This window comes from Halorientalis regularis, from assembly GCF_023698535.1.
Classification (GTDB): Archaea; Halobacteriota; Halobacteria; order Halobacteriales; family Haloarculaceae; genus Halorientalis; species Halorientalis regularis.
Map to the genome: position 1 here is coordinate 216,553 of NZ_JALJCL010000001.1, position 23,139 is coordinate 239,691.

Below are 23,139 nucleotides of genomic sequence, written 5' to 3' on the forward strand. Positions count from 1 at the left end.
CTCGCAGGTTCGGGCAATGACTGACGCGGACGCCTTCGACTACGAGGAACTGGGGCTGGTGGCCGGCCTGGAGATCCACCAGCAACTCGACACCGAGACGAAGCTGTTCTGTGCGTGTCCGACCGAGTTACGCGAACCGGAAGAGTCGACGCGACGGTTCACCCGCTATCTCCACCCCACCAGATCCGAACTCGGCGAGATCGACGAGGCCGCGCTCGAAGAGAGCCAGATCGAACGCGAGTTCGAGTATCTGGCCTACGACACGACCTGTCTGGTCGAGGAAGACGACGAGCCGCCACACCGCGTCGACGAGGAGGCGCTCGCGACGAGCCTGGAGATCGCCCAGCTCCTCGACATGCAGGTCGTCGATCAGGTCAACGTCATGCGCAAGATCGTCGTCGACGGCTCCAACACCACGGGCTTCCAGCGGTCGATGCTGGTGGCAAACGACGGGCGGATCGAGACCTCCGAGGGGCCGGTCGGCATCGAGGACATGCTGCTGGAGGAGGAGTCCTGCCAGCGCGTCGAAGAGACCGATAGCGGGGTGCGGTTCAGCCTCGACCGGCTCGGGATTCCGCTGGTCGAGATCGGCACGAAACCCGACATCCGCTCGCCCGAGCAGGCCAAGGAGGCCGCCAAGCGGATCGGGATGCTCCTGCGCTCGACAGGACAGGTCAAGCGCGGCCTCGGCACCATCCGCCAGGACGTGAACGTCTCCATCGCCGACGGCGCACGCATCGAGATGAAAGGCGTCCAGAGCCTCGACGACATCGACGACCTCGTGCGCAACGAGGTCCGCCGGCAGGTCGAACTCGTCGATATCGCCGACGAGTTGGCCGAGCGCGACGCCGCCGTCGGCGAACCCGAGGACGTGACCGACGTGTTCGAGGAGACGGACTCGGGTGTCATCGGCGGCGCGCTCTCCTCGGGCGGCGTCGTGCAGGCGGTCCTGCTGGAGGGGTTCGACGGCATCGTAGGCCGGGAAATCCAGCCAGACCGCCGGCTCGGCACGGAGTTCTCCGACCACGCCAAGCGCCACGGCGCGGGCGGCATCTTCCACACTGACGAACTCCCGGCCTACGGCGTCACCGAGCCCGAAGTCGAGGCGCTCCGGGAGGCAGTCGGTGCCGAGCCAGACGACGCGGTGGCCATCGTCGCCGACGACCCCGAGACGGCCGAGTTGGCCGTCGAGGCCGTCGCCGAGCGCGCCGAGACGGCGATGGACGGCGTGCCCGAGGAGACCCGGGACGCCAACGAGGACGGCACCTCCCGATACCTCCGTCCGCTTCCGGGGGCGGCGCGGATGTATCCGGAGACGGACGTACCACCCGTCGAACCCGATCCCACGACAGTCGAGACGCCCGAGTTGCTCACCGAGAAGGTCGAGCGCTACACCGAGGAGTTCGGTCTCGGGGAGGGCGTGGCTGAACAGGTGGCCTACGGTCGCCGCTGGGAACTGTTCGAGGAGGGCGTCGAGACGGGCGTCGACCCGAACCTCGCGGCCCGCACGGTCGAATCGGACGTGACCGAACTCCGGCGGGACGACGTGCCCGTCGAGAACCTCACCGACGACCACTTCCGGGGCGTGTTCGACCTGCTGGCCGACGACGAGGTCGCGAAAGAGGGCGTCCCGGACCTGTTGACCGCGCTGGCGGAGAACCCCGAACTGTCCGCGGCTGAAGCAGCCGAGCAGGAGGACCTCGGCAGTGCCGGCGAGGACGAGGTCCGCGAGGCCGTCGTCGAGGTCGTCGAGCGCAACGCGGACCAGGTCGAAGAGGAGGGAATGGGTGCGTTCTCGGGACTCATGGGCGAGTGCATGGGAGCCCTTCGCGGACAGGCCGACGGCGACCTCGTGAGCGAAGTATTACGCGAGGAGATCCAGAAGCGGGCGTAATCAGTCCTCGTCGCCGTTCTCGGCCCGGTCGATCCGCTGGCCGGCCTGCCGAAAGATCCCGCGTAGCGTTCTCGCTTCACGGCCAGTGGGATGCGCGCGGCCGACGAACCGCCGCCAGAGCCGCGTTGCCTTGGCACGCTTCTCCTCGGGGTGGCCGATATCCTCCAGAAACGCCCCGAACTGCTCGTGGAGGCCCTCGACCGACTGCTGATCGGCGCGCTCGTGGCGCTCGTCGGGGTGTTGAGTCTCCTCGACGGTCGAATCCCGCAACTCGTACAGCACGACGGTCGCGGCCTGCCCGAGGTTCAGGACCGGGTACTCGGCGCTGGCGGGGATCGAACAGACCTGATCCATCCGGGCCAGTTCGTCGTTGGTGAGACCGACGCGCTCCCGGCCGAAGACGACGGCGGTGTCGGCCGCGATGCCAGCGAGTTCCTCGGCCAGATCGGCGGGCCGCAGGAACGGATAGCGGACGTGTTTCGTCGCGTCCTCGTTGGTCACCGCGGTCGTGCCGACGGTGTGGTACCCGCTGACGAGTTCGTCGAAGGAGAGTTCGCGGGCCTCGGGAAGCACGTCCTCGCGGGCCTGACCGGCGAAGCCGTAGGCCTCGCCCTCCGGGTCGAGTTCGGGCGGATCCACGAGGAGGAGGTCCGAGAGGCCGAAGTTCTTCATCGAGCGGGCGATGGTGCCGACGTTCCCGGGTTCGGTCGCGTCGACGACGGCGACTGCAACCATCAGAGATCCAGTTCGCTGAGGTCGACGCCCAGGTCGTCCAGTTTCTCGTCGTCCAACTTCTCCAGTTCCTCTTCGAGGGTAGGGAGTTCCTCGGCAGGGTCGGGCGCGGGAATGTCGTCGGCGTCGGTGTCGACGTGGTCGATGCCGGCGTATCCGTCCGGGGCGCGGCCGCCGTCGTCGAACCAGGCGTGGAAGGCGTCTTCCAGCTCGGTCTCGCCGGCGTAGTCTTTGCCGCCCTCCTCGCGGAACCAGTAGAGGAAGTCGGCCTCGTGTTCCGGACAGAGGAGGACTTCCCCGAGTGGTTCGCCGTAGACGACGCGGGCGACGTTGCACTCCTGGATGTTCTCGTCGCCGTGGACCAGATAGCAGGCGTCACACGGCTCGCCCATCATCGTCGAGAGCCGGACGATGCGGTCGCGCGTCTCGGGTTCGAGCGTTCCGAGCGGCTCGAGATCGCCGTCCTCGTCGAACACTTCGTCCTCGTCGAACCGCCAGCCACGCAACCCGATATTGACCTTGCCCATACCGGCCGTACTCGTTTGGCGACCAAAAAGCGCGCGACTCGGCCTCCAGCGACGCGCTCCAGTTCTCGGAATCTGAGATGGACCGGGTAGTATTTGATAATCACGCCTCAAACGGACGATAACTAACTAAAGATTTATGACTGAAGGCCCTAGTTTCAGTGTTCTCTACGTCGGGAGCGATGATCGACTCGTACCGGGGCTCGCCGAGCATATCAAATCTGAATCTCTCGACGTCGCTGCCGAACGGACGGCGGCCGACGCGCTCGACCGGCTGTCGGCGGAGCCGTTCGACTGTGTCGTCTGCGACGCGGAGTTACCGGACGGTGACGCACGGAGCGTCCGGCAGACCACTCGCGAGCGAGCGCCGAGGCTCCCGTTCGTGGTTCTGGTCGGTGACGACGAAACCACCGTACTCGCGGACCTGCGCGACGACAGCGGGGCCGAGTACGTACTCGTGGATGCCGATCCGGAACCGTACGCGACGGTGGCCAAACGCGTCCGCGAGGCCGTCGAACGGGGTCACAGCCGGGGGCGGAGCGATCAGGACGAGTTGGCCTCGGCCCTCGTCGGGGCGGCGACCGAGGCGACCTGGGTCGTCGACGAGTCGAGAACGGTCACCTTCGCGAACGCCGCCACCGAGCGGCTGTTCGGCTGTGCCCCGTCGACAGTCGTCGGCGACGACGCGCTCCGAGCGGTCGAACCCGTCGACAGCGACTCGGTACGCGATATGTTCGAGACCGTGCTCGCGAATCCGGCCCGGACGGTGACCAGCGAGATCCGCGTCCGGCCGGAGAACGGCGACCGCCGCTGGGTCGAGTGTCGATGTCGGAATCAGTTGCAGGATCCGGCAATCGACGGCGTCGTGGTGACGCTGACCGATGTGACCGACCGAAAGCGGAAAGAACGCCAACGCCGTCGATTCCGTCGGGCCGTCGAACAGGCCGGCCACGCGATCTATATCACCGACACGGACGGGACCATCGAGTACGTCAATCCCGCGTTCGAGGAGTCGACGGGTTATCCCCGGACGGAAGCGGTCGGAGAGAATCCGAACATCCTCAACTCCGGCGAACACAAGCCCGAGTTCTACGCCGGGCTCTGGAACACGATCCTCTCGGGGGACGTCTGGAAAGGCGAGGTGATAAACGAGCGTCGGGACGGGCAGCGGTACGTCGTCGAACAGACGATCGCACCCATCGAAGACGAGACGGGCACCATCGACCGGTTCGTCGCGATCAACACGGACGTGACCCAGCGGAAGGCGTACGAGCGACGGCTCCAGCGCTACGAGAACATCATCGAGAACCTGCCGGTCGGCGTCTACCGAACGACGCCCGAGGCGGGCGGGGAGTTCGTCGAAGTGAACTCGTCGCTCGTGTCGATCTACGACGCCTACTCGAAATCGGAACTGCTGGACAGAAGCGTCGACACGTTCTACGCCGACGCCGACGACCGCGCCGAGTTCAGAGCCCAACTGCAGGAGCACGGACGTATCACCGAATTCGAGGTCGAACACCGGACGCTCTCGGGCGAACGGATCGACGTGACACTAACCGCGATCCTGACGGAAGAGGACGGCGCGACTTACATCGACGGGATCCTCCAGGACGTGACGGATCGCCGCCAGCGCGAGCGCGAACTGGAACGGAAAAACGAGCAACTCGAACAGTTCGCGAGCATCGTCACCCACGATCTGCGCAATCCGCTCAACGCGGCACAGTCACGGCTGGAGCTCGAACGACAGGCCAGCGACTCCGAACACCTCGCCGTCGTCGAGGACCAACTCGTCCGGATGGAGGAACTCGTCGAGGACGTCCTCGCCATCGCCCGACACGGCAAACAGGTCGAGGACAGAGAGCCAGTCGACATCGCCCCCCTCGTCGAGAGTTGCTGGCAAACCGTCGAGACGGGTGACGCCGAGTTGGTCGTCGACACCGACCGGACCATCTCCGTCGACACCAGCCGCATCCAGCAACTGTTCGAGAACCTCTTCCGGAACGCGATCGAACACGGGGGCCGAGACGTGACGATCCGGGTCGGCACGCTCTCCGACGGGTTCTACGTCGAAGACGACGGGCCCGGCATCCCGGCAGAGGAGCGCGAGGACGTCTTCGAACACGGCTACACGACCGACGACGACGGAACCGGGTTCGGGCTCAATATCGTCGAGGAGATCGTCACCGCCCACGGGTGGGAGATCCGGGTCACGGACGGTACCGACGGGGGCGCACGGTTCGAGATCACGGGCGTCGAGCGACGGGAGCAGGCCTGACGGGAAACCCCCGGCACGAATCACGTCGTTTTACCGCGTGGATTCCCTGGGAGGGGTATGCGCAACGTCGACGCAGCCGGGCTGGGCATCGGTGACGACTATCCGCCCCGCATCATGGGCGTGCTGAACGTCTCCAGCGAGTCGCCATACGACCCCAGCGTCTACGACGACCCCGGGGAGGCCGCCGAGTACGTCGACGAGGAACTCATCGGCGAAGGGGCCGACATCGTCGACGTAGGACTGGAGTCGGCAAACAAGAAGTTCGACGTGCTGTCCGCCGAGCAGGAACTCGACCGGCTCGATACGGCGGTCGAGACCATCCGGAGCGTCTCCGGCGACGCCGTCTTCTCCATCGAGACCCGCTATCACGAGGTCGCCGAGGCGGCCCTCGACCGCGGGTTCGACATGGTCAACGACATCTGCGGGTTCGCCGACCCGAAGATGCCCGAGGTCTGTGCCGACTACGACGTGGCCGTCGGGAAGATGGCCAGCCCGCCGGATCTGGAACGGCCGGGCGCAATCGAGGACGTGGACGACATCTACGACGCCCTGGAGCTGAACGGGTTCACCGACAAGACGATCCTCGATCCCGCGTTCGGCGGCTGGAGCGAGGACAAGACCACCGAGGACGACCGCGAGACGTTCGACCGGCTTCGGGAGTTCCGGGGCTACGGCTACCCGCTGCTGGTCTCGATCAACCGGAAGAACTTCCTCCGGGAGATCGCCGGCCGGACGACCGAGGAGGCCCTCCCCGTGAGTCTCGCGGCCACAGCGATGGCCGTCGAGCGCGGCGCGCACGTGATCCGGACCCACGACGTGGAAGAGACCCGCGACGCCGCGCTGGTCGGCGACGCCTTCACCCGCGAGCGTGTCCGAACCCCCGAAGTCGAGGAGTTGGACCTGGCCACGACCGGTGAGATGAGCCGGCATCTCGACCGACTCGGCGTCGACGGTGCCTACGCCGACGACGCCGTCGCCCGGGTGTTCGAGGTGTCGGGGCTCGACCGGGGAGCCAGAGAACTGCTCCGCAACGAGGCCGGCACCTATGGCGTCACGGCCGTCGAGAGCGGCGGGGACGGTGACGGCAACGGGTCCCTCCTCCTGTTCGGGACAGTCGGTGCCCTCCGGCGATTGGCGGCGGGTGTCGAGGGAGATGCGGTTGCACCCGCCCTGTCGGCGATTACGGACGGACTACCGGACCCGTAAGCCCAGCTTACTCGTCGGCCATCAGCCGCCGTACGACGGCCGACCGGAGTGTCTGACGAAGAGAAAACTTATGCCAGATGCGCCAGAAGAGGGTGGTGAAGGCCGAAAGGGCACCCGGGTAGGGGTACCAGGTTGTGCCACTTCGGCTCACCTCGATTTATATAGGACCCAACTGGTGAGTGCGTAGCATGGAATTTCACACCTGGGAACCCGTCTACGAGGCTATCCTGACCGATCTCGGCTACGACCGCGAGGCCGATGAACAGGCCCGTGACGTACTCGCCGAACTCGTCGCGCCCTTCGACACGTCGCGGCTGGAACTGACTGGCCAGCGCGTCGCGATAGCTGGAGCGGGGCCGTCGTTGCCGTCCGAGACCGACCGCGCAGCAGCGGCCGACGCCGTGGTCGCCGCGTCGACGGCCGCCGACACCCTCCACGATGCCGGCGTCGCCGTGGACTGCATGGTCACCGACCTCGACAAGAACCCCGATACCGCCCGGGAACTGACCGAGCGGGGTGTCCCGGTCGCGACCCACGCCCACGGCGACAACGTCGCGGCCGTTCGGGAGTGGGTGCCCCGGTTCGACGGCGAGCAGGTACTCCCGACGACACAGGCCGAGCCTGCAGGACCGGTCCGGAACGTCGGCGGGTTCACCGACGGGGACCGGGCGGCGTTCCTCGCGGATCACTTCGGGGCGGCCGAACTGGTGTTCGTCGGCTGGGACTTCGACGACCCGACCGTGAGCGAGGCGAAAGAGCGGAAACTCGTCTGGGCCGAGCGACTGCTCTACTGGCTCGAACAGCGCCGAGACGAGCGATTCGACGTACTGGAGGGGCGGCGGGACGGACTGACGCTGTGGTCGGCGGACGGCTGAGGCGGCTCACTCCGCGTCGAACCGGCGGTCGAGTTCCGACAACGCTCGCTCGACGACGGTCGTTTCGGCCCGTTCCAGCACCCGCATCACCTCGTCGGTGTACTCGACGGTGACCGTGGGGAGTCTCGCGGTCAGGGGACCGCCGAACACGTCGCCCGGTTCGATCTCGGTCTCGAAGACGTACGCGTCCGGGTCCGCCCGGAGCGGATCGGTGAAGGTGAAGTGGGTCTGAACGAGGTCGCGGGCGTGGTCGCGATCCAGTGCGTCGACGGCGGCGGCCCAGAAATCGGACTCGGGTGACTCGACCAGGGGCCGGGCGGCTTCGGCCAGTCGACGCTGTCTGTCGAGTTGGGCCTGTTCGATGGTCCGCCGCCGGTCGCCCCGCACGCTGGGCCGGAGGTGATCGAGATACACGTCGGCATCGCGGACGCGGTCGCGGTAGTCCTCGAAGTCACCGTCGGCGTCGGCGGCGTAGGCGAGGATCGGTTCGAACTGGTCGAGGACCTGTCGGCGGTACGCCCGCAACTCCGGGCGGACGACGCGCTGGTCGAGGCGGCGGCTGTTCTTGAGGAGCCTGTTGAGCAACCGGCCGCTGGCACCCGATTCGCCACGCAACACGGCGACAACGTCGAACTCGTCGTAGGCTGTGTCGACGATGTCACCGACGAACTCCTCGAACCCGGCTCGGACTGCCTCACGGGTCATCACCCGGGCTAGGGACTACCGGTTCCTAATGGTATTGGTCGCTTCGAGCCAGGAGACCGCGGCTCAGGGCGTCAGGACGACCTTTCCGCTGGACTTCCGGTCCTCGATGTACTGGTGGGCCTCGGCGGCGTCTTCGAGATCGAAGCTCGTGCCGACGATGACTTCGAGGGCGCCCGATTCGAGCTGGCCCGTCAGCTTCGGGACGGCCTGGAACACGCGGCCAGGGTCGCGGTACATGGCCTGTCCGAGGTGGTAGCCGATGATAGTGTGGTTGTTGAACAGCAGGTCGGCGGTGTTGGGCTGGCCCGGTTCGCCCGAGGCCGCGCCGAACGAGACCATCCGGCCGAAGTGGGTCAGCGCCTTCAGGCTCTCCGTGGTCGTCTCGCCGCCGATGCCGTCCAGCACGAGGTCGACGCCGTCGCCGTCGGTGCTGTCGTTGACCTGCTCGACGAAGTCCTCCTCGGTGTACTGGATCGGGTGGTCACAGCCGAGTTCCGCTGCAAGTTCCAGTTTCTCCTCCGTGCTGGCGGTGCCGAACACTTCTGCGCCCGCGTTGCTGGCCAGCTGGACGGCGGCGGTACCGACCCCGCCCGCGGCGGCGTGGATCAGCACCGACTCGTCCTCGGTCATGTCGCCCCACTCGAACAGACAGTTGTGGGCGGTGAGGAACTGGACCGAAAAGCCTGCGCCCTCCTCGAAGGACATGTTCTCGGGGAGGTCGAACAGGCCGGCGGCGTTGGCGATGGCGTACTCGGCGTAGCCGCCCTCCTCGACGAACCCCATCACTTCGTCGCCGACCTCACGGCCGACGCCCTCGCCGACGGCGTCGACGACGCCCGCGACTTCCATCCCGGGGACGTACGGCGGCTCGGGACCGCCCTGATAATGCCCGCGGCGCTGCATGATGTCCGCGAAGTTGATCCCTGCGGCCTTCACCTCGATCCGGACCTCGCCCGACCCGGGCTCCGGCTTCTCCCGCTCGTTGATCTCTATGTACTCGTTGCCGCCGAATTCTGTTACCTCAGCTACCTTCATGGCCTTACAATGGAAACTCCTCTATATAAAGTCCCCCGGTTCGGGGGAACTTTGCCGTTGTGGAGAGTTGTCTCAGCGGCAGCTAGTCGTCGCGATTCGGAGCCATCAGGACCGGGATCGGTGACGATCTGACGAGTTTCGACGTGACACCGCCCCAGAGAAATCGGCCGAAATCGGACGCTTCGCCGGTGCCCAGGACGACCAGGTCGATGTCCTCGTCGTCGAGGAACGACCGGATCTCCCGATAGGGTTGTCCCTGCCGGACGGCGGTTTCGAGCGAGTCGATACCGGCGTCCGCTGCGCGGGTACCGGCGTCATCGAGCGTCTCTTCGGCCGCCCCGGTGAGTCGCTCCGTCGTACTGGCCGAGCGGACGTCGGGACCGAGCGACGCCGTCTCGGCGACGGAGAGGAGGTACAGGGTCGCATCGGTCGCGTCGGCGACATCGATCCCGACCGACAGCGCCCGGTCGGCCGCGTCGCTGCCGTCGGTCGGGATCAGGACCCGCTCGGAGGGGTAGGTGAACGCGAACTCCGAGCCGGGGTTGCAGACGAGCACGGGAGCCGGCGCCGACGAGACCACCCGTTCGGTGACGCTCCCGAGGAGAACTCGTTCCAGCCCGCGCCGTCCCCGTGTCGGCATGACGACGAGGTCGATGTCGTACTCGGCGGCGTAGTCGACGATCGTCGGCGACGGATCGCCCTGCAAGACCTCCGTTCGGACTGGAACGCCCCGGCCTCGAACCCGCTCCTTGACGTCGTCGACGATCCGCTCTCCCTCCTCCACGAGGGCGTCGACGATCTGACCCCGGACGTTCGTCACGCTGTCCCGTGTCGTGTCCGCGACGTTGAGCACGTGAACCGTCGCGTCGTGCGTCGCTGCGATTTCGAGCGCCATGTCTGCGACCGCCGTCGCCTCCTCGCTCCCGTCCGTCGGCAGCAAGATCCGGTCGTACATACGTCCGAATCTCAGTGCCGAGTATTAAAATAGCGGGGCGGCCTCCCACGTTTTGCTCCCCCACCCCACGTTCCGTCGCGGGTGAGTCGGCGGTACGGCCCTCTCGATCACCGAACCGACCGCGTACGGCATGGATTTAAGCCGGCCCGGGCGTGGGTGTACTACAATGCCACACGACTGTTCGTTTCTGACGGACGTGCTGCCCGACGAGCAGGTGTCGTTCGGTGACTCCGACCGGGACAACCACGCGGGTGACTGGGCCTCCGACGGGGCCGGGACGGGCGTCAAGCCCGACGCCGTCGTCTGGCCCGAATCGACCGAGGAAGTATCCGCGGTCCTGTCCGCGGCCAACGAACGCGGCGTCCCCGTGACACCGTACGCCGCGGGCACCAGCCTCGAAGGGAACCCCGTTCCCGAGTACGAGGGCGTCAGCATGGACATGACGCGGATGAACGACGTACTGGCGGTGCGCCCGGACGACTTCCAGATCGACGTGCAACCCGGTGTGATGGGCGACGTGATCGACGAGGAGGCCGCCCAGCACGGCCTCTTTTTCCCGCCGCTGCCCTCTTCCGGCGATATCTCCACCATCGGCGGCATGATCGCCAACGACGCCAGCGGGATGCAGACGGTCAAGTACGGCGAGATCGCCGACTGGGTGCTGGAACTGGAGGCCGTCCTCGCGGACGGCTCCGTGATCGAGGCCGGCTCGAAGGCCGTCAAGACCTCCAGCGGATACAACCTCAAGGAACTCCTGATCGGGAGCGAGGGCACCCTGGGCGTCGTGACGCGGGCGACGCTGGAGCTGGAGGGGCGGCCCCAGCAGATCCGTGGCGGCCGGGCGATCTTCCCGACGCTCGACGACGCCGCCGAGGCGGTCATGGACGCGATCCAGTCCGGCGTGGACGTGGCCAAGATCGAACTCGTCGACGACGTGAGCGCCGAGATCGCCGCCGATTATGCCGACGGCGACGCCGACCTCCCGCCGGACCCGATGGTCTTCCTGGAGTTCCACGCAAACCACGGCATCGACGAGGAGATCGACTACTGCCGGTCGATCTTCGAGGGCCACGACGTCGAGCGGTTCGAGATGGCCGAGGAAGAGGAGATGGATCAGCTCTGGAAGGCTCGCGCCGAACTCGCCTTCGCGATCCAGATGTGGGAGCCCGATCTCCAGCCGCTCCATCCCGGCGACATCACCGTGCCGATCAGCAAGCTCCCCGAGATCATCCGATACGCCAAGGATCGCGGGGCGGAAGACGACATCGTCGTCCCCTGCTTCGGGCACGCGGGCGACGGGAACGTCCACTACTCGGTCATGGTAAATCTGGACGACCCCGAGACCATCGCGACCGGCGAGGAGGTCTACACCGACATCGTCGAGCGCGCCATCGAGATGGGTGGTACCTGCACCGGCGAACACGGTGTCGGCCGCGGGAAACGCAAATACCTCGTGTCCGAACACGGCGAGGAGAGCGTCGAGGCGATGCGGGCGCTCAAGCGAGCTCTGGACCCCAAGGACACGCTGAATCCGGGAAAGATCTTCCCCGAGACGGCTCAGGGCGAGCGGGTTCAGGCCGAACCGACTGACGACTGAGGCTCAGAGGCCGAATTCGAGGACCAGCGCGAACGCGACGACGGCGAGCGCGAGCAGTCCCGCGACGGTGTGGCTCCCGACGGTCTTGTAGCTCCGGTAGTTCGAGATCATCAGCGGTGCGGCGGGCAGGACGGTCGCGGCGGCCAGCCAGCCATTCCACTGGAGGACGAAGGCGGCGAAAAAGTAGTTGGCGACCACCAGCGCGTTGAGGTGGACGACGGTGATGCCCCGATAGTAACTCGTCCCGTCGTCGTCTTCGAGACCCTCACTGGCGAACCGGACCAGTCGGAGGAGCCCGAACGCGAGGACGGTGAAGCCGACGAGGACGCTGAGGAACATGGCTGGCGACAGGACGAAATGATAGATCGCGACCGCGGGAACGAGATAGGTGAACACGTCGATGAACGCGTCGATGTGTCGGCCCATCGTCGTCGGTTCGCCGAACGCACGGGCGTAGAAGCCGTCGAGCTTGTCGAAGCCGAAGGCGATCAACATTGAGACGAGCGCCCAGTTGGGTTCGCCGGTCGTGATCAACATCGTCGCCGTCCAGCCGAAAAACAGCGCCACGAGGCTGATGTAGTCGGCGACGCCGAGACTGAACAGCATGTACTCCTCGTCGGCCGGCGGTTTCCGTCGGTCGACCTGTCGCCTGACGTTCCGCACCGCTGTCCGAACGTGTGTTTTGACGTCGGTCATGGGCCCCTTCCCTGTTTTTATCGAACGCTAACTGACTGTATAAAGGTGACTAAAAGTACTATATAGGACCGTATGCCGCCCCGTTAGGGTCCCGTCGACACTACAGTGGGTTCGTCCTGCGGCGCTCGAACCCGAACAGGTGGTAGTAGCTGACTCGCTTTTCCGGTTCGAACCCGTTGGCGGCGAAGACGCGCCTGGAAGGGACGTTGTCCACGGCGACGAGGGCGTTGGCGCGGTCTGCGCCCCGACTCGCCGCCTCGCGGCACGCCCGGCGGACCAGCGCCGTGGCGATGCCCCGGTTTCGGTGGCCGGGATCGACGAACACCTGCCAGACGTACGCGCCGTCGAACAGGCGCTCTGAATCCAGTGCCTCGACGTAAACCGGGCGGTTATGACTCAGGAAGCAGTAGCCCACGAGGTCACCGTCGATCCGGGCAGTAACCACCCGGTCGATGGGGGCCGGTTCGACGAAGGCATCGGCCTCCGACCGGTCGAGTTCCCCTGCGCGGCGACAGTCGATGTCGACGCCGGCGGGTGCTGTGGCGTCCGGCACGGTCGTCAGATCGCAGACGTACTGGTCGAGTTTCGCGACTTTGATCCCGAGGTCGGCGAGGATTTCGTAGGCCTGCCGCCCGTACTCGTTGCGCGTCAGCCGCCACAGCGGATTCTGCACGGTCGAGCGGTAGTCGCCGCGTCGAAAAAATACCTGTCGACCGGACAGCCGCCAGCGGGTCAGTGAGCGCGACTCAGTCGTGGACCAGCACGTCCAGCACGTCCGTGCCTTCCCGGTCCAGCGCGTCGGCGAAGGTGTCGGCGATCTCGTCGGCCGTCTCGACGCGGTGGCCCCGCGCGCCGTGGCTCTCGGCGTTCTTCACGAGGTCGACCGGCGGCTCGAAGTCCATACCGACGTAGTCGTGGTCTTCGTCGTCGCCGCCGAAGATCGAGATGGTGTTGTCCTTCAGGATGCGGTAGTTGCGGTTGTCCGGGATGACCACTGTGAGATCGAGGTCGTGGCGGACTGCGCTGTAGATCGTGTGCGGGTAGTACAGGTACGAGCCGTCGCCGATGTAGCCCACCACGTCGCGGGGGTCGTCCTGCATCGACTCGGCCAGCGCCGCGCCGACGGAGGCGGGGAGGCCGTAGCCGAGGCCGCCGCCCTTGTTCGAGATCATCTGTTCGGCCTCCATCTCCCAGCGGATCAGGAGGGGATACTTGGAGGTGACACCCTCGTCGACGATGTACGCGTCCGGCGCGGTCTCTTTGAGCGCGTCGACGAGGGCAGCCTTGGAGGCACGAGTCTCGCCCTCGGGCGTCTCGTCCTCGCTCATCGACTGGATCGTACTGGAGAGGGCCTGCTTGGTCGTCTCGACGCTGTCGAGCCGACGCTGGCGTTCCTCGTCGTCGATCCGATCTTCGAGGCGCCTGGCCAGCTGGTCCATCACGAGGCCGGGGTCGCCGACGACGGCAGCCTGTGCCGGCTGGTTCTTCCCGACCTCCCAGGCGTCGTCGGAGATGTGGATGCAGGTGGTGTCGCTGTCGACCAGCGCGTTCTCGTGGTTCAGCAGGGTCGTGTGGGTCGACGTGCCGACGAACACGAGCGTGTCGGTGTCCATGAGCATGCTCGCGATGCCCTCGTTTGGCGGGATGTGGGAGATCCACTGCGGGTGTTCGCCGGGGAAGTTCACCTCACAGGAGAGGATTTCGGCGTGGACGCGCGCGCCGGCGGCTTCGGCGAAGTCGACGGCCGCGTCGACGGCGTCGGCCCCCGAGCGAGCGACGTGATCGCCCAGGATCAGGACGGGGTCGTCGGCCTCGGCGAGCAGGTCGGCCGCCCGGTCGATCTGGCCGGCGTCGCCCGGGCCGGCGTTCGGGATCTGTCCCAGTGGCTCGATGGCGTCGGGGTCGGTCTCCGACAGCATCACGTCCTGGGGAAGCCCGAGGAAGACCGGCCCCGTCGGCGGCGTCAGGGCGACGCGGAACGCCCGGCGGAGCATCGTCGGCAGGGCCGTCACGTCCAGCACTTCGTCGGACCACTTCGTGAACTGGTCGACCATCGCCTCCAGGTCGCCGTGGAGCAGGGGCTCTTCGTGGCGGAAGTCCCGCTCGTGGTTGCCGGCGGTGATGACCAGCGGCGTGCCCGCGAACTGGGCGGCGTAGGTGTTCCCCGTGCCGTGGGCCAGCCCGGGCGTGATGTGGAGGTTGACCACTCCGGCCGGCATCACGCTCTCGTCGTGGTGGCCGTGGTACCGGCGCGTGCTGGCGTAGCCGGAGGCCATCCCGACCGCGATGTCCTCGTGGAGTCCCAGCACGTACTCGAGGTCGCTCCGACCGAGCGCCTCCAGCACCGGCAACTCCGTCGTGCCGGGGTTGCCGAAGACGTGTTCGACGCCGTACTGCTCGAGCGCGTCGACGAACAGATCCGAACCGGTATAGCCTGTCATGGAGATACTGTGTCTCCGGTGGGCACCCCTAAAATAGTTAAGCACCAGGCCTGAGGGATTGCCAGCGGCTTCCAGCAGCGACGCTCCGGAAAAAACTGGTAAGACGATCTCGGCCGTGCTCGCGATCTACAGGTGGAACAAAGCGAGTGCCTCGGGGCTTGTCCCCGAGGTACGTCACACGCTGCCGGATAGACGGCCGAAGGAGCCGCCGTCGTCTCCGGCGTCTCCGGCGTCGCCGCCGTCACCGGTGAGGCAGGTCGCCTCCGTCACGGTCTCGCCGTCGTGGACGACGACGACCTCGTCGGGCGCGTTGTCGACGAGCATCTCGTACCGGTTGCGGGCCCGCTGCTGTGCGACGACGTTTTTGATTCGGTTTGCGAGCGGTTCCAGTCGGTCCTGCGCGGCGATCTCGTCTTTCCTGAACGACTCGTCGACGCCACGCTCATCGCGTGGCTCGCCACCATCTCGTCGCCCTCACCGGTCACCATGGAAGGGGATGCCGTACCGGTCCTCGATCCGCGGTACAGTTCGAGCCCGTTCGTCGCGGGCATCTGGTAGTCACTGACCACGCAGTCGACGGATTCGTCCTCGAGAATCGACAGCGCCTCGGCGCCGCTGTTGGCGGTTCGCGTCGCGATCCCGTGTTCCTCGCCGAGTTTGTCGGCAGTGACACTCACGAAAAAGTCACTGTCGTCGACGACCAGCACATCAAGGGTATCCGACGCGAGCAGAGCCACTGTAGCAGGGGGCGGTGGAAGGTATCCATCGTCTCCGTATTCAGGACTGATACTGTCCCGGCAGGCGTCGCTGGACGGTCGTCGGTACGGAGTTCACTCGAAAAAACGGCAGGGGAGAGGGAACGCTGCGGTCAGCGGTCCCGCGCTCGTGGCGCGGGCGTGATGGCCGTCGGCAGCCGGTCGAGCTGGGTCAGCGCGAGGCCGGCCAGCGCGATGGCGGCCGCGGTGATCTGCAGCATCATCGCCACGCTGCTCCCGACGTAGGCACTCGCCGCTGGGGCGTACAGTGCCACCAAAGCGAGCACGAGGTACGCCGCCCGGTGCGGGATCCCCAGGACGTGCCGGCCGTCGAAGCCGATGGTCGTGGCCGTGAGCGCGATGACACCGACGAACACGCAGAACACCGCGACCGGCGTCGCGGTCAGCGACCAGTTCACGAGGCTGTCGTTGGCCACGAGCGCGTACGGGATCAAGAAGCCGGCCGCACCGATCTTCAGCGCCTGCTTGGCCGAAATCATGAACCCGCTGTTGGCGATCCGGGAGCCGACGGCGACACCGACCGCGACCGGCGGCGTGATCGCCGACAGCATCGCGAAGTAGAACACGAACAGATGGGCCGTGATCTGCGTCACACCCAGTTCGACCAGCGGCCGCACCAGAAGCGTGGCGACGAGAATGTACGCCGCCGGCGTCGGCATTCCGAGGCCGAACAGGATGCTCGTGATCATCGCCAGGATCAACACGACGAGCAGGACGCCGCCACCCAGCGCGACCATCCGAACGCTGATCTCGGAGGTCAACCCGGTCTGGATCAACATGCTGATGATGATGCCCATCGCGGCGAGGACACCCACGAGCGGGGCCATGTCCATCGCGCCGCGACGGAAGCCCTTGAGCGTCCTGTAGACCGTTCCGACGAACGTGTCCAGCGTCCTTTCGACGGCCGTCCCGACGGAGACGCCTGAACTCGTCGCGGGGGCGTCACCCTCGTCAGTGAGGCCGCCGAGGTTGCGGGCGAGCGTCGCGATCGGGTTCCCGAGAACCATCGTCCCGATCATCGTCAGCGACGTGTACAGCCCCGCCGCCATCGGCGAGAGCTCCATGACCACGAGCGTGTAGACCAGCACGGACATCGGGATGGCGAAGTGCGTGCCGTCGTAGAAGCGGGCGACCGCGCCAGCGAACTCCTCGGTCGGGCTGGTGTCGTGTGCCGATAGCGCCACGGACTGGAGCAGGCGCGCGACGATCAGCGACGCCAGGGCGACCGCGGCCGACGGGAGCATCCCGAGGCCGAGAGCGGTCCGGGCCACGTAGAACGACGCGACGACGACCAACACGTACAGCGATTTGAACAGCGCAGCCCGACTGAACAGCGATGCCAGGAGCCCGGGACCGTCAGTGTTCTCGGTGGTCCAGCCGTACCGTAGGACGGCGAACTGGACGGCGACGCCGACCGAGAAGTAAAACAGGATCGCCGGGATGATCGCGGCCTGGATCACTCGGACGTAGGAGACGCCCAGGATATCGGCCATCAGGAACGCGGCGACCCCCATCACTGGAGGCATGATCTGTCCGCCCGAAGAGGCGACGCTTTCGATTGCGGCCGCGTAGTCTTTCCGGACGCCCTGATCTTTCATCATCGGGATCGTGAAGGAACCGGTCGTGGCGGCGTTGGCGGCCGCGCTCCCGGTGATCGAACCCATGGCCATGCTGGAGATGACGGCGACGTGGACGACGCCACTTTTCATGTTCTGTCCGAACTTCTGTCCGAGGCTCAGAATGACATCCAGAGCCCCGAACTCGCGGGCGAGGCCGGCGAACATGATGAAGATGGCGACCCAGGTCGCACCGATCTCCATGATGAACCCGAACGCGCCGGTGAGCCGAACCGCACCGTAGGTCGCGATCCCCTCGAGCGCGAACCCGGGATGCTCGAGGAATCCGGGCATCAGTTCGCCGAAGAACGCGTACAGCACCGAGCCGATGGCGACGAGGGCGATGGACCAGCCGTAGGCCCGTCGGGTGGCGTCGATGGCCAGTGTGACGATGACCAGCCCGACGTACAGGTCGAGGTTCCGGAAGCCGGAGATGAGGGCGGGCCCGTCGAGGCGAAGGTAGTTGGTGAAGACGTAGAAGCTGGCCGCGATGGCGGCGGTCGCCAACACGAAACAGACGATGCCGTCGACGATCCTGACGAGGCGATACGGCCGGTCGGACAGCCAGTTCGAAACCAAGGTCGCGTCGCTTCGGTCGGTTGGGTCCTCGGCGACGGACAGCGCCTGCGCGAGGTAGTACAGGGCCGTGCCGACGCCGAAGAAGCCGACGGCGAACTTGGCACGAACGATCGGTCGGGCCCAGGCATAGTACAACGTCACGGCGGTGAGGCCGACGCCGATGAGCGTAATCAAGACGAGCAGTACTTGTTCGACGGTCCCCCGGTCGCGGAAGGCCTCCAGGTCCTCTCGCGGCGACCAAATCTCGGTTTCTGACGTGGTATCGGTCATAACTATAGATAACGTGGTTGCGGTGGCAACCGACTCCGATCGCTACTGTTCGGCGACCGTGTACTCGTCGTTCCAGACGCCTTTCTCCTTGTAGAAGTCGGCCGCAGCGGGATGGAACGGGAGCGTCTCGTAGCCGTTTTTGATCCAGAACTCGCCGTTCTCCATCTTGCCCAGCAGCGCGTTCTGCTCGCCGAGACCGTCTCGGTTGGCCCACAGCGTCTCCAGGAACGTGTAGAGGGTGTCGTAGTCGAAGTCGTCCCGGGTGACGAAGTTGTAGGCGAGCGCCGGCGTATTCAGCGTGTCGGGCGCGTACCCGTACCCTTCGAACTGCGTCGTGTCGACCTCACTCATGATGACCGACGGGTCCTCTTCGAGTTCGGAGACCACGTCGCTGGGGAACTGGAGCAGGCGGAGGTCGACTGTACTCTTCATCTGCTGGAGCCAGCTCGGCTCCACCGCGAGGTTGACGAACGTGCCGGCACCGGCGTCGAGTCGGCCTTCGCTCATAGCACTGCCCTGTGTGCCGTACCCGATACTGATACGCTCGTAGCCATCCGTTTCAGCGAAGCCGAGCGCGTATTCGAGCATCTCCGCGGTCCCCGAACCGCTCGGGGTCGGAGAGATCCGGTCACCCTGGCCGATGTCTCCGACGCTGGTCCAGCCGTCGTTGGCCGAGCACATGAACCACGCCAGGTCGTACAGGTGGAACGCCTGGACCGGCTGGAAATCGAGGTTCTTGAATGGCTCCTCCTCGTTCGCGATCTTGCTCGCCGTCCAGTTTTGAATATAGGCGATGTCGGACTCGTCCCGGGCGAGTCGACCGATGTTGGCGTTGGTCCCCTCGCTTGGCTGGGCCTGGACGTTCACCGTGTCGTTGTTCTGGTTCACGACGTTGGCGATGACCGTACTCATCGTGTACGCCGCCGTGGTCTGGGTCGAGGTCGTCATGACCATCCCGCCATCGGCACCGGGAGCCTCGCCGCTGCCACTGCCGTCGTCGCCGAAACAACCGGCGAGTCCAGCGGCACCGACGAGCCCTGCGGTACCGAGCGAGCGTTTCATGAACGACCGTCTATCTACGGCATCTAATCCGCCATTTCCACGCATAGGAACCCGATTAACGTTTACGTCATATATAGGCTTTCATATTAGAAGTGTAAATGTGGCGAGTTTCTGTCTTAACAGTTGGCTGTAGTGAACGGCCTCTACCACAGCATATGTTCGCACTACGTTTTCAGGAACGAGCCCGAAGTCGGCCGGAAAGTCCGTCCGTCCCCCGAAGTCACCTGCTCGTCGAGACGAGCAGGTCCTATCAGTTATCTGGGGAGAGTGTCTCGATGGTTCGCTGGATGTCCGCCTGTTCGGCTGCGCGGGGGAAGGAAACGGATGCGGAGGTGACGCCGTCGATGGCCTCGAACTCGTCGATACGGTCGCGACACTCCTCGGGCGTACCGGCCACGGCGAGTTCGTCGAGCAGGTCCTCCGGAAACTCCGCGACGATTTCTTCGCGGTCGCCGTCGTCCCAGTTGTCCGCGATGTCGTGCGCCAGTTCCTCGTATCCCTGCCGGGCCAGCGCATCCCGGTAGAACGTGCCCATGCCCCCGATATAGAAGCAGATATGTTGCTTGACGAGTCGGCGCGCCCGCTCGCGGTTCTCGTCCACACAGCAGGTCAGCGAGACCGTGACCTCCTGGTCGCTCCGGTCCTGGTCACCCAGGTCGGCACCGTGGTCGAAGTCGGCCAGTCGGTCCCGGAGGCCGTCTTTCGTGAGCATCAGAGCGTGCCAGCCGTCGGCGAAGCGGCCTGCCAGTTCGACGGACTTGGGGCCCATCCCGGCGGCGTCGATCTGTGGCATCCGTTCGGGCGGGTCACAGCGCAGGCGGAATCCGTCGAGGTCGTAGTACTCGCCGTCGTAACTGACGCGCTCGCCCGAGAGGACCTGCTTGACGACTTCGACGGTCTCGCGAGTGTACTTCAGCGGGTTGTCGAAGTCCTTGCCGTGCCAGTTCTCGATGACGATAGGGCCGGAGGGGCCGAGTCCGAGGCGGAAACGGCCGTCCGAGACCTCTTGGAGGGTGGCGGCGGTCTGGCCGATGAGTGCGGCCGAGCGGGAGTAGATCGGCATGATGGAGGTGCCGATACCGATCTCCTCGGTCCCGTGGGCGATGCTCGTGAGTGTGGTCACCGCGTCTCGGCCCCAGGTCTCGGGGAGCCACGCGCGGCCGTATCCCAGCTCTTCCGCAGTCTGGGCCTGTTCGACGAGGGTATCCACGCTGGGCTGTGCCGCGACCGGCAGGAATACGTCACGTGCCATACCCTTTTACCGACCGGAACCGGGAAATAAGTTGCCGCCTCGGGGCGGCCGTTCGACCGCGAGGCGAGGCTACAGGTGTGACTCACGGGACCGGGTCAAAAATCGGTGCGAGTTATCGGGGCCCTAGATATCCGGATCTTCCATGATGTCCGGGACGCCCTTCGCCGTGATGGTCTCGCCGGTGATGTACGAGGACGCGTCGCTGGCGAGGAACTGGGCCAGGTCGGCGATCTCCTCTTCGAGACCGATCTGACGGTCGACCTCCGAGCGGTCGATGTTGTCGGCGCTGACGCCCATCTGGCTCTCGACGCCGGGCGTGGCGACGAACCCGGGCGCGATACAGTTCACCCGCACGCCGTCGTCGGCCCACTCGTGAGCGAGCGTCGACGTGAGATTCGAGACCGCGGCTTTCGCGGCGGCGTAGTGGCTCATGAACGGCGCACCGCGATTGCCCGCCACGCTGGAGAAGTTGACGATGACACCGCCGTCGCCCTCGCGCATGACCTCGCCCGCGGCCTGCGTGCAGTGGTAGGTACCGTGGAGGTTGATGTCCACGATGGTCTTCCAGCCGTTCTCGCTGATGCCCTCGAAGTTGGCCATGAAGGAGGCCCCGGCGTTGTTGACGAGGATGTCGACGCCGCCGAACTCCTCGACTGTGGCCTCGACGAGCGCCTCGATCGCGTCGCGCTCGGTCACGTCACACTCGATTGCGAGACACTCGCCCCCGTCTTCGGCGTTGATGCCCTCGGCGACCTCGTCGACTTTCTCCTGCTCGCGCGAACAGATGACCACGTCGGCCCCGTCGTCGGCGAACCGCTCGGCGATGGACCGACCGATCCCCTGGGACGCACCCGTGACGATGGCGGTCTGTCCCTCGACTGCGAACTGCTCTCTCATCGTGCTGCCTCCGTTTCAGTTACCATTGTTAATCAACAATGCCGGGTTCAACCTCAATGTTAATAAATCTGCACATACGGGCGGGGCTGGCGGGTGGTGGGTCGGGCGTGTGAATTTCCCCGCTACCAATGTCAAGTAAAAAAATTCTAATGGGAAGAAGTGGAGACCAACGCATAGGACGATGGTCCCCAACTGTCCTTCCCCTCCGAGGTTGCAGTCATGAGTACCGCCCTCTCACGGCCGCTATCGGCGGTGACGGCGATAGCTATCGCGGTGCTGCTGGTCGCGTCCGCGGCCGGCGCACCACTCGCGGCTGCGAACACGGCGAACAGTACCCAGTCCGCCGGGCCACAGATCTCGCTCAGTGACGTGGAAGTCACGCCCTCACAGCCCGCGCCCGGCGATCTGGTCGAGATCAGCGCCGAGATATCGAACGCGGCGGCCAGTCCCGAGGCCGCGGAGGTCCGGACGGTTCGGCTGGAGAGCCGGTCCGGCTTCGAGCGGTTCGGCCAGGTCAGGAATCTCGGGACGCTGACCCCCGGCGGGTCGGTGACCGCGCCGCTGACGACGACGTTCGAGGACCCCGGTGTGAAGAAGCTCCAGTTGACCGTCTCCGTCGAGACGGCCGACGACGAGCTGGTCCAGTTCCACTATCCGGTGACGGTCGTCGTCTCCGAGAGCGGCCCGAAGATGAGCATCGACGTGGCCGGATCGGTCGGCAAGTACCGCGAGATCGCAGTCAACGTCTCGAACGGCCAGCCCGAAGCCATCCGGAGCCTCGATCTCACCGTCGACGGCCGGAACGTCCGGATCGACGATTCCGAGCGCCTCGACGCGAAACTCGAGCCCGGTACCAAGCGGACGTTCACCTACTCCGGGTCGCTCCCGGACGGTGACGCGGCCAGTCTCACGGCGGTGCTCGAGTACACGAACAGCATGGGCCAGACACAGGAACTCGAACGAACGGTCCGCCTCGACACGGCCAGCGGTACGGCGGCTGTCGACGGTCCGCAACTGGCGCTCTCGGTGGCCGACGGACTGCCCGGCACGACCCGGCCAGTCAACGTCACCGTGGCGAACGGACTCGACGGCGACCTGAGCCAGGTGGAAGTGGCCGTCGAGTCACCGGTCGCGACGTTCACCGCGAGCGAGCGAGTTGCCTCCCGGCTCCAGGCCGGCGAGACCACCGACTTCCGGTTCCCCGCACGCGTCGCCGAGAGCGGCACCTACCCGGTGACGGTGACGCTGAACTACACCGACGACGGCACCCGCAAGCAGGTAACCGATCGGTTCCAGGCAGCGTTCGACGCGCCTCCGAATCCCGGGGACGTGGTGCTGACCGGCGTCGAAGCGGTCGCCCGCGGCGCGACGGTCGAGATCACCGCGACCGCGAGCAACGTCGGCTCCGACGCGGTGCAGTCGGTCATCGTCTCGACGGGCGCGGCCGAGAACGTCGGGCGCAAGAAGTACTTCGTCGGGTCGATCGACGCGAGCGACTTCTCGTCGTTCACGCTCACGCCGTCGATCCGAGGGAACGTCTCGACGGTCCCCGTAGAGGTGAGCTACGTGGTCGACGGCGTCAGGCGCAACTACACGACCGAGTTGCCCGTCACGCAGGCCGCGACGCCGGATCGGTCGCCACAGCAGGGCGGGCTCCCCATCGTGCCGATCGTCGTGCTCGTGGCCCTGATCGCGGCGGTCGTGATCTACCGCCGGCGGGGGTGACCGCTGTGGCACCCGAACCGAACGAAG

At 66.0% G+C, this 23,139-nt stretch carries 20 protein-coding genes; 6 read left to right on the plus strand and 14 right to left on the minus strand.

The window, feature by feature from the left end; translation table 11 throughout:
* Nucleotides 1–16 precede the first annotated feature (16 nt).
* Entirely contained in the window at nt 17–1,894 is a 1,878-nt protein-coding gene (gene gatE, locus MU521_RS01195) for a Glu-tRNA(Gln) amidotransferase subunit GatE (protein ID WP_092686811.1), read from the plus strand.
* Here gatE and MU521_RS01200 read toward each other — a convergent pair whose 3' ends face one another.
* The gene (locus tag MU521_RS01200; RefSeq protein ID WP_092686808.1) at nt 1,895–2,629 is read right to left on the minus strand and encodes an RNA methyltransferase; all 735 of its coding nucleotides are present in this window, start codon (nt 2,627–2,629) and stop codon (nt 1,895–1,897) included.
* Nucleotides 2,629–3,153 carry a DUF8114 family protein gene (locus MU521_RS01205; protein ID WP_092686805.1) on the minus strand — a complete coding sequence of 175 codons (525 nt, stop codon included), beginning with the start codon at nt 3,151–3,153 and terminating at the stop codon, nt 2,629–2,631. Before MU521_RS01205 ends, MU521_RS01200 begins: the two co-directional genes overlap by 1 nt.
* A 136-nt stretch (nt 3,154–3,289) precedes the next feature.
* Here MU521_RS01205 and MU521_RS01210 point away from each other — a divergent pair, with 136 nt between their 5' ends.
* The 3 genes from MU521_RS01210 to MU521_RS01220 all read left to right on the plus strand — a co-directional run bounded on the left by MU521_RS01210 (nt 3,290) and on the right by MU521_RS01220 (nt 7,506).
* On the plus strand, nt 3,290–5,425 hold the full coding sequence (locus tag MU521_RS01210; RefSeq protein ID WP_092686802.1) for a PAS domain S-box protein: 2,136 nt from the start codon (nt 3,290–3,292) through the stop codon (nt 5,423–5,425).
* A 57-nt stretch (nt 5,426–5,482) separates the two neighbouring features.
* Nucleotides 5,483–6,631 carry a dihydropteroate synthase gene (gene folP, locus MU521_RS01215; RefSeq protein ID WP_092686799.1) on the plus strand — a complete coding sequence of 383 codons (1,149 nt, stop codon included), beginning with the start codon at nt 5,483–5,485 and terminating at the stop codon, nt 6,629–6,631.
* Nucleotides 6,632–6,819: 188 nt separating this feature from the next.
* Nucleotides 6,820–7,506: a 6-hydroxymethylpterin diphosphokinase MptE-like protein gene (locus MU521_RS01220; RefSeq protein WP_092686796.1), complete on the plus strand. Its 687-nt coding sequence runs from the start codon at nt 6,820–6,822 to the stop codon at nt 7,504–7,506.
* A gap of 6 nt (nt 7,507–7,512) precedes the next feature.
* Here the strand turns inward: MU521_RS01220 and MU521_RS01225 are convergent, their stop codons facing one another.
* From MU521_RS01225 to MU521_RS01235, 3 genes are all read right to left on the minus strand, one after another.
* Nucleotides 7,513–8,211 (minus strand): hypothetical protein, encoded by a 699-nt coding sequence (locus MU521_RS01225; protein ID WP_092686793.1) that lies wholly within the window; start codon nt 8,209–8,211, stop codon nt 7,513–7,515.
* A gap of 63 nt (nt 8,212–8,274) precedes the next feature.
* Entirely contained in the window at nt 8,275–9,246 is a 972-nt protein-coding gene (locus MU521_RS01230; RefSeq protein ID WP_092686790.1) for a quinone oxidoreductase family protein, read from the minus strand.
* 82 nt (nt 9,247–9,328) lie between these two features.
* Entirely contained in the window at nt 9,329–10,201 is an 873-nt protein-coding gene (locus MU521_RS01235) for a universal stress protein (RefSeq protein WP_092686787.1), read from the minus strand.
* A 166-nt stretch (nt 10,202–10,367) separates the two neighbouring features.
* Between MU521_RS01235 and MU521_RS01240 the strand changes: the two genes are divergently transcribed.
* Nucleotides 10,368–11,798 carry an FAD-binding oxidoreductase gene (locus tag MU521_RS01240; protein WP_092686784.1) on the plus strand — a complete coding sequence of 477 codons (1,431 nt, stop codon included), beginning with the start codon at nt 10,368–10,370 and terminating at the stop codon, nt 11,796–11,798.
* Nucleotides 11,799–11,801: 3 nt separating this feature from the next.
* Here MU521_RS01240 and MU521_RS01245 read toward each other — a convergent pair whose 3' ends face one another.
* From MU521_RS01245 to MU521_RS01285, 9 genes are all read right to left on the minus strand, one after another.
* Nucleotides 11,802–12,494 carry a CDP-alcohol phosphatidyltransferase family protein gene (locus MU521_RS01245; RefSeq protein ID WP_092686780.1) on the minus strand — a complete coding sequence of 231 codons (693 nt, stop codon included), beginning with the start codon at nt 12,492–12,494 and terminating at the stop codon, nt 11,802–11,804.
* A 100-nt stretch (nt 12,495–12,594) separates the two neighbouring features.
* On the minus strand, nt 12,595–13,167 hold the full coding sequence (locus MU521_RS01250; RefSeq protein WP_175452731.1) for a GNAT family N-acetyltransferase: 573 nt from the start codon (nt 13,165–13,167) through the stop codon (nt 12,595–12,597).
* 73 nt (nt 13,168–13,240) lie between these two features.
* A complete protein-coding gene (locus tag MU521_RS01255; protein WP_092686774.1) occupies nt 13,241–14,935 on the minus strand; it encodes a thiamine pyrophosphate-binding protein in 1,695 nt (564 codons plus the stop codon).
* A gap of 174 nt (nt 14,936–15,109) precedes the next feature.
* Nucleotides 15,110–15,259, minus strand: a complete 150-nt coding sequence (locus MU521_RS01260; RefSeq protein ID WP_175452730.1) for a hypothetical protein — start codon at nt 15,257–15,259, stop codon at nt 15,110–15,112.
* Nucleotides 15,202–15,672 (minus strand): response regulator, encoded by a 471-nt coding sequence (locus MU521_RS21785; protein ID WP_432613029.1) that lies wholly within the window; start codon nt 15,670–15,672, stop codon nt 15,202–15,204. Before MU521_RS21785 ends, MU521_RS01260 begins: the two co-directional genes overlap by 58 nt.
* Before the next feature lie 131 nt (nt 15,673–15,803).
* Nucleotides 15,804–18,176: a TRAP transporter permease gene (locus tag MU521_RS01270; RefSeq protein ID WP_092686768.1), complete on the minus strand. Its 2,373-nt coding sequence runs from the start codon at nt 18,174–18,176 to the stop codon at nt 15,804–15,806.
* A gap of 42 nt (nt 18,177–18,218) precedes the next feature.
* The gene (locus MU521_RS01275) at nt 18,219–19,238 is read right to left on the minus strand and encodes a TAXI family TRAP transporter solute-binding subunit (protein ID WP_245681119.1); all 1,020 of its coding nucleotides are present in this window, start codon (nt 19,236–19,238) and stop codon (nt 18,219–18,221) included.
* Between the two features lie 250 nt (nt 19,239–19,488).
* Nucleotides 19,489–20,490: a TIGR04024 family LLM class F420-dependent oxidoreductase gene (locus tag MU521_RS01280; RefSeq protein WP_092686762.1), complete on the minus strand. Its 1,002-nt coding sequence runs from the start codon at nt 20,488–20,490 to the stop codon at nt 19,489–19,491.
* A gap of 123 nt (nt 20,491–20,613) precedes the next feature.
* Nucleotides 20,614–21,387 (minus strand): SDR family NAD(P)-dependent oxidoreductase, encoded by a 774-nt coding sequence (locus MU521_RS01285; RefSeq protein ID WP_092686759.1) that lies wholly within the window; start codon nt 21,385–21,387, stop codon nt 20,614–20,616.
* Between the two features lie 219 nt (nt 21,388–21,606).
* Between MU521_RS01285 and MU521_RS01290 the strand changes: the two genes are divergently transcribed.
* Nucleotides 21,607–23,112, plus strand: coding sequence for a COG1361 family protein (locus tag MU521_RS01290; protein ID WP_139171019.1), 1,506 nt, complete (start codon nt 21,607–21,609; stop codon nt 23,110–23,112).
* Nucleotides 23,113–23,139: the final 27 nt, after the last annotated feature.

What these genes read in the sequence shown, in the direction of transcription:
- MU521_RS01240 (WP_092686784.1), top strand. Translation starts at nt 10,368, where the DNA reads ATGCCACACGACTGTTCGTTTCTGACGGACGTGCTGCCCGACGAGCAG.
- MU521_RS01255 (WP_092686774.1), bottom strand. Translation starts at nt 14,935, where the DNA reads ATGACAGGCTATACCGGTTCGGATCTGTTCGTCGACGCGCTCGAGCAG.
- MU521_RS01230 (WP_092686790.1), bottom strand. Translation starts at nt 9,246, where the DNA reads ATGAAGGTAGCTGAGGTAACAGAATTCGGCGGCAACGAGTACATAGAG.
- MU521_RS01280 (WP_092686762.1), bottom strand. Translation starts at nt 20,490, where the DNA reads ATGGCACGTGACGTATTCCTGCCGGTCGCGGCACAGCCCAGCGTGGAT.
- MU521_RS01220 (WP_092686796.1), top strand. Translation starts at nt 6,820, where the DNA reads ATGGAATTTCACACCTGGGAACCCGTCTACGAGGCTATCCTGACCGAT.
- gatE (WP_092686811.1), top strand. Translation starts at nt 17, where the DNA reads ATGACTGACGCGGACGCCTTCGACTACGAGGAACTGGGGCTGGTGGCC.
- MU521_RS01225 (WP_092686793.1), bottom strand. Translation starts at nt 8,211, where the DNA reads ATGACCCGTGAGGCAGTCCGAGCCGGGTTCGAGGAGTTCGTCGGTGAC.
- MU521_RS01260 (WP_175452730.1), bottom strand. Translation starts at nt 15,259, where the DNA reads ATGCTCGTCGACAACGCGCCCGACGAGGTCGTCGTCGTCCACGACGGC.
- MU521_RS01245 (WP_092686780.1), bottom strand. Translation starts at nt 12,494, where the DNA reads ATGACCGACGTCAAAACACACGTTCGGACAGCGGTGCGGAACGTCAGG.
- MU521_RS01235 (WP_092686787.1), bottom strand. Translation starts at nt 10,201, where the DNA reads ATGTACGACCGGATCTTGCTGCCGACGGACGGGAGCGAGGAGGCGACG.
- MU521_RS01290 (WP_139171019.1), top strand. Translation starts at nt 21,607, where the DNA reads ATGAGTACCGCCCTCTCACGGCCGCTATCGGCGGTGACGGCGATAGCT.
- MU521_RS01210 (WP_092686802.1), top strand. Translation starts at nt 3,290, where the DNA reads ATGACTGAAGGCCCTAGTTTCAGTGTTCTCTACGTCGGGAGCGATGAT.
- MU521_RS01275 (WP_245681119.1), bottom strand. Translation starts at nt 19,238, where the DNA reads ATGAAACGCTCGCTCGGTACCGCAGGGCTCGTCGGTGCCGCTGGACTC.
- MU521_RS01200 (WP_092686808.1), bottom strand. Translation starts at nt 2,629, where the DNA reads ATGGTTGCAGTCGCCGTCGTCGACGCGACCGAACCCGGGAACGTCGGC.
- MU521_RS01285 (WP_092686759.1), bottom strand. Translation starts at nt 21,387, where the DNA reads ATGAGAGAGCAGTTCGCAGTCGAGGGACAGACCGCCATCGTCACGGGT.
- folP (WP_092686799.1), top strand. Translation starts at nt 5,483, where the DNA reads ATGCGCAACGTCGACGCAGCCGGGCTGGGCATCGGTGACGACTATCCG.
- MU521_RS01270 (WP_092686768.1), bottom strand. Translation starts at nt 18,176, where the DNA reads ATGACCGATACCACGTCAGAAACCGAGATTTGGTCGCCGCGAGAGGAC.
- MU521_RS01205 (WP_092686805.1), bottom strand. Translation starts at nt 3,153, where the DNA reads ATGGGCAAGGTCAATATCGGGTTGCGTGGCTGGCGGTTCGACGAGGAC.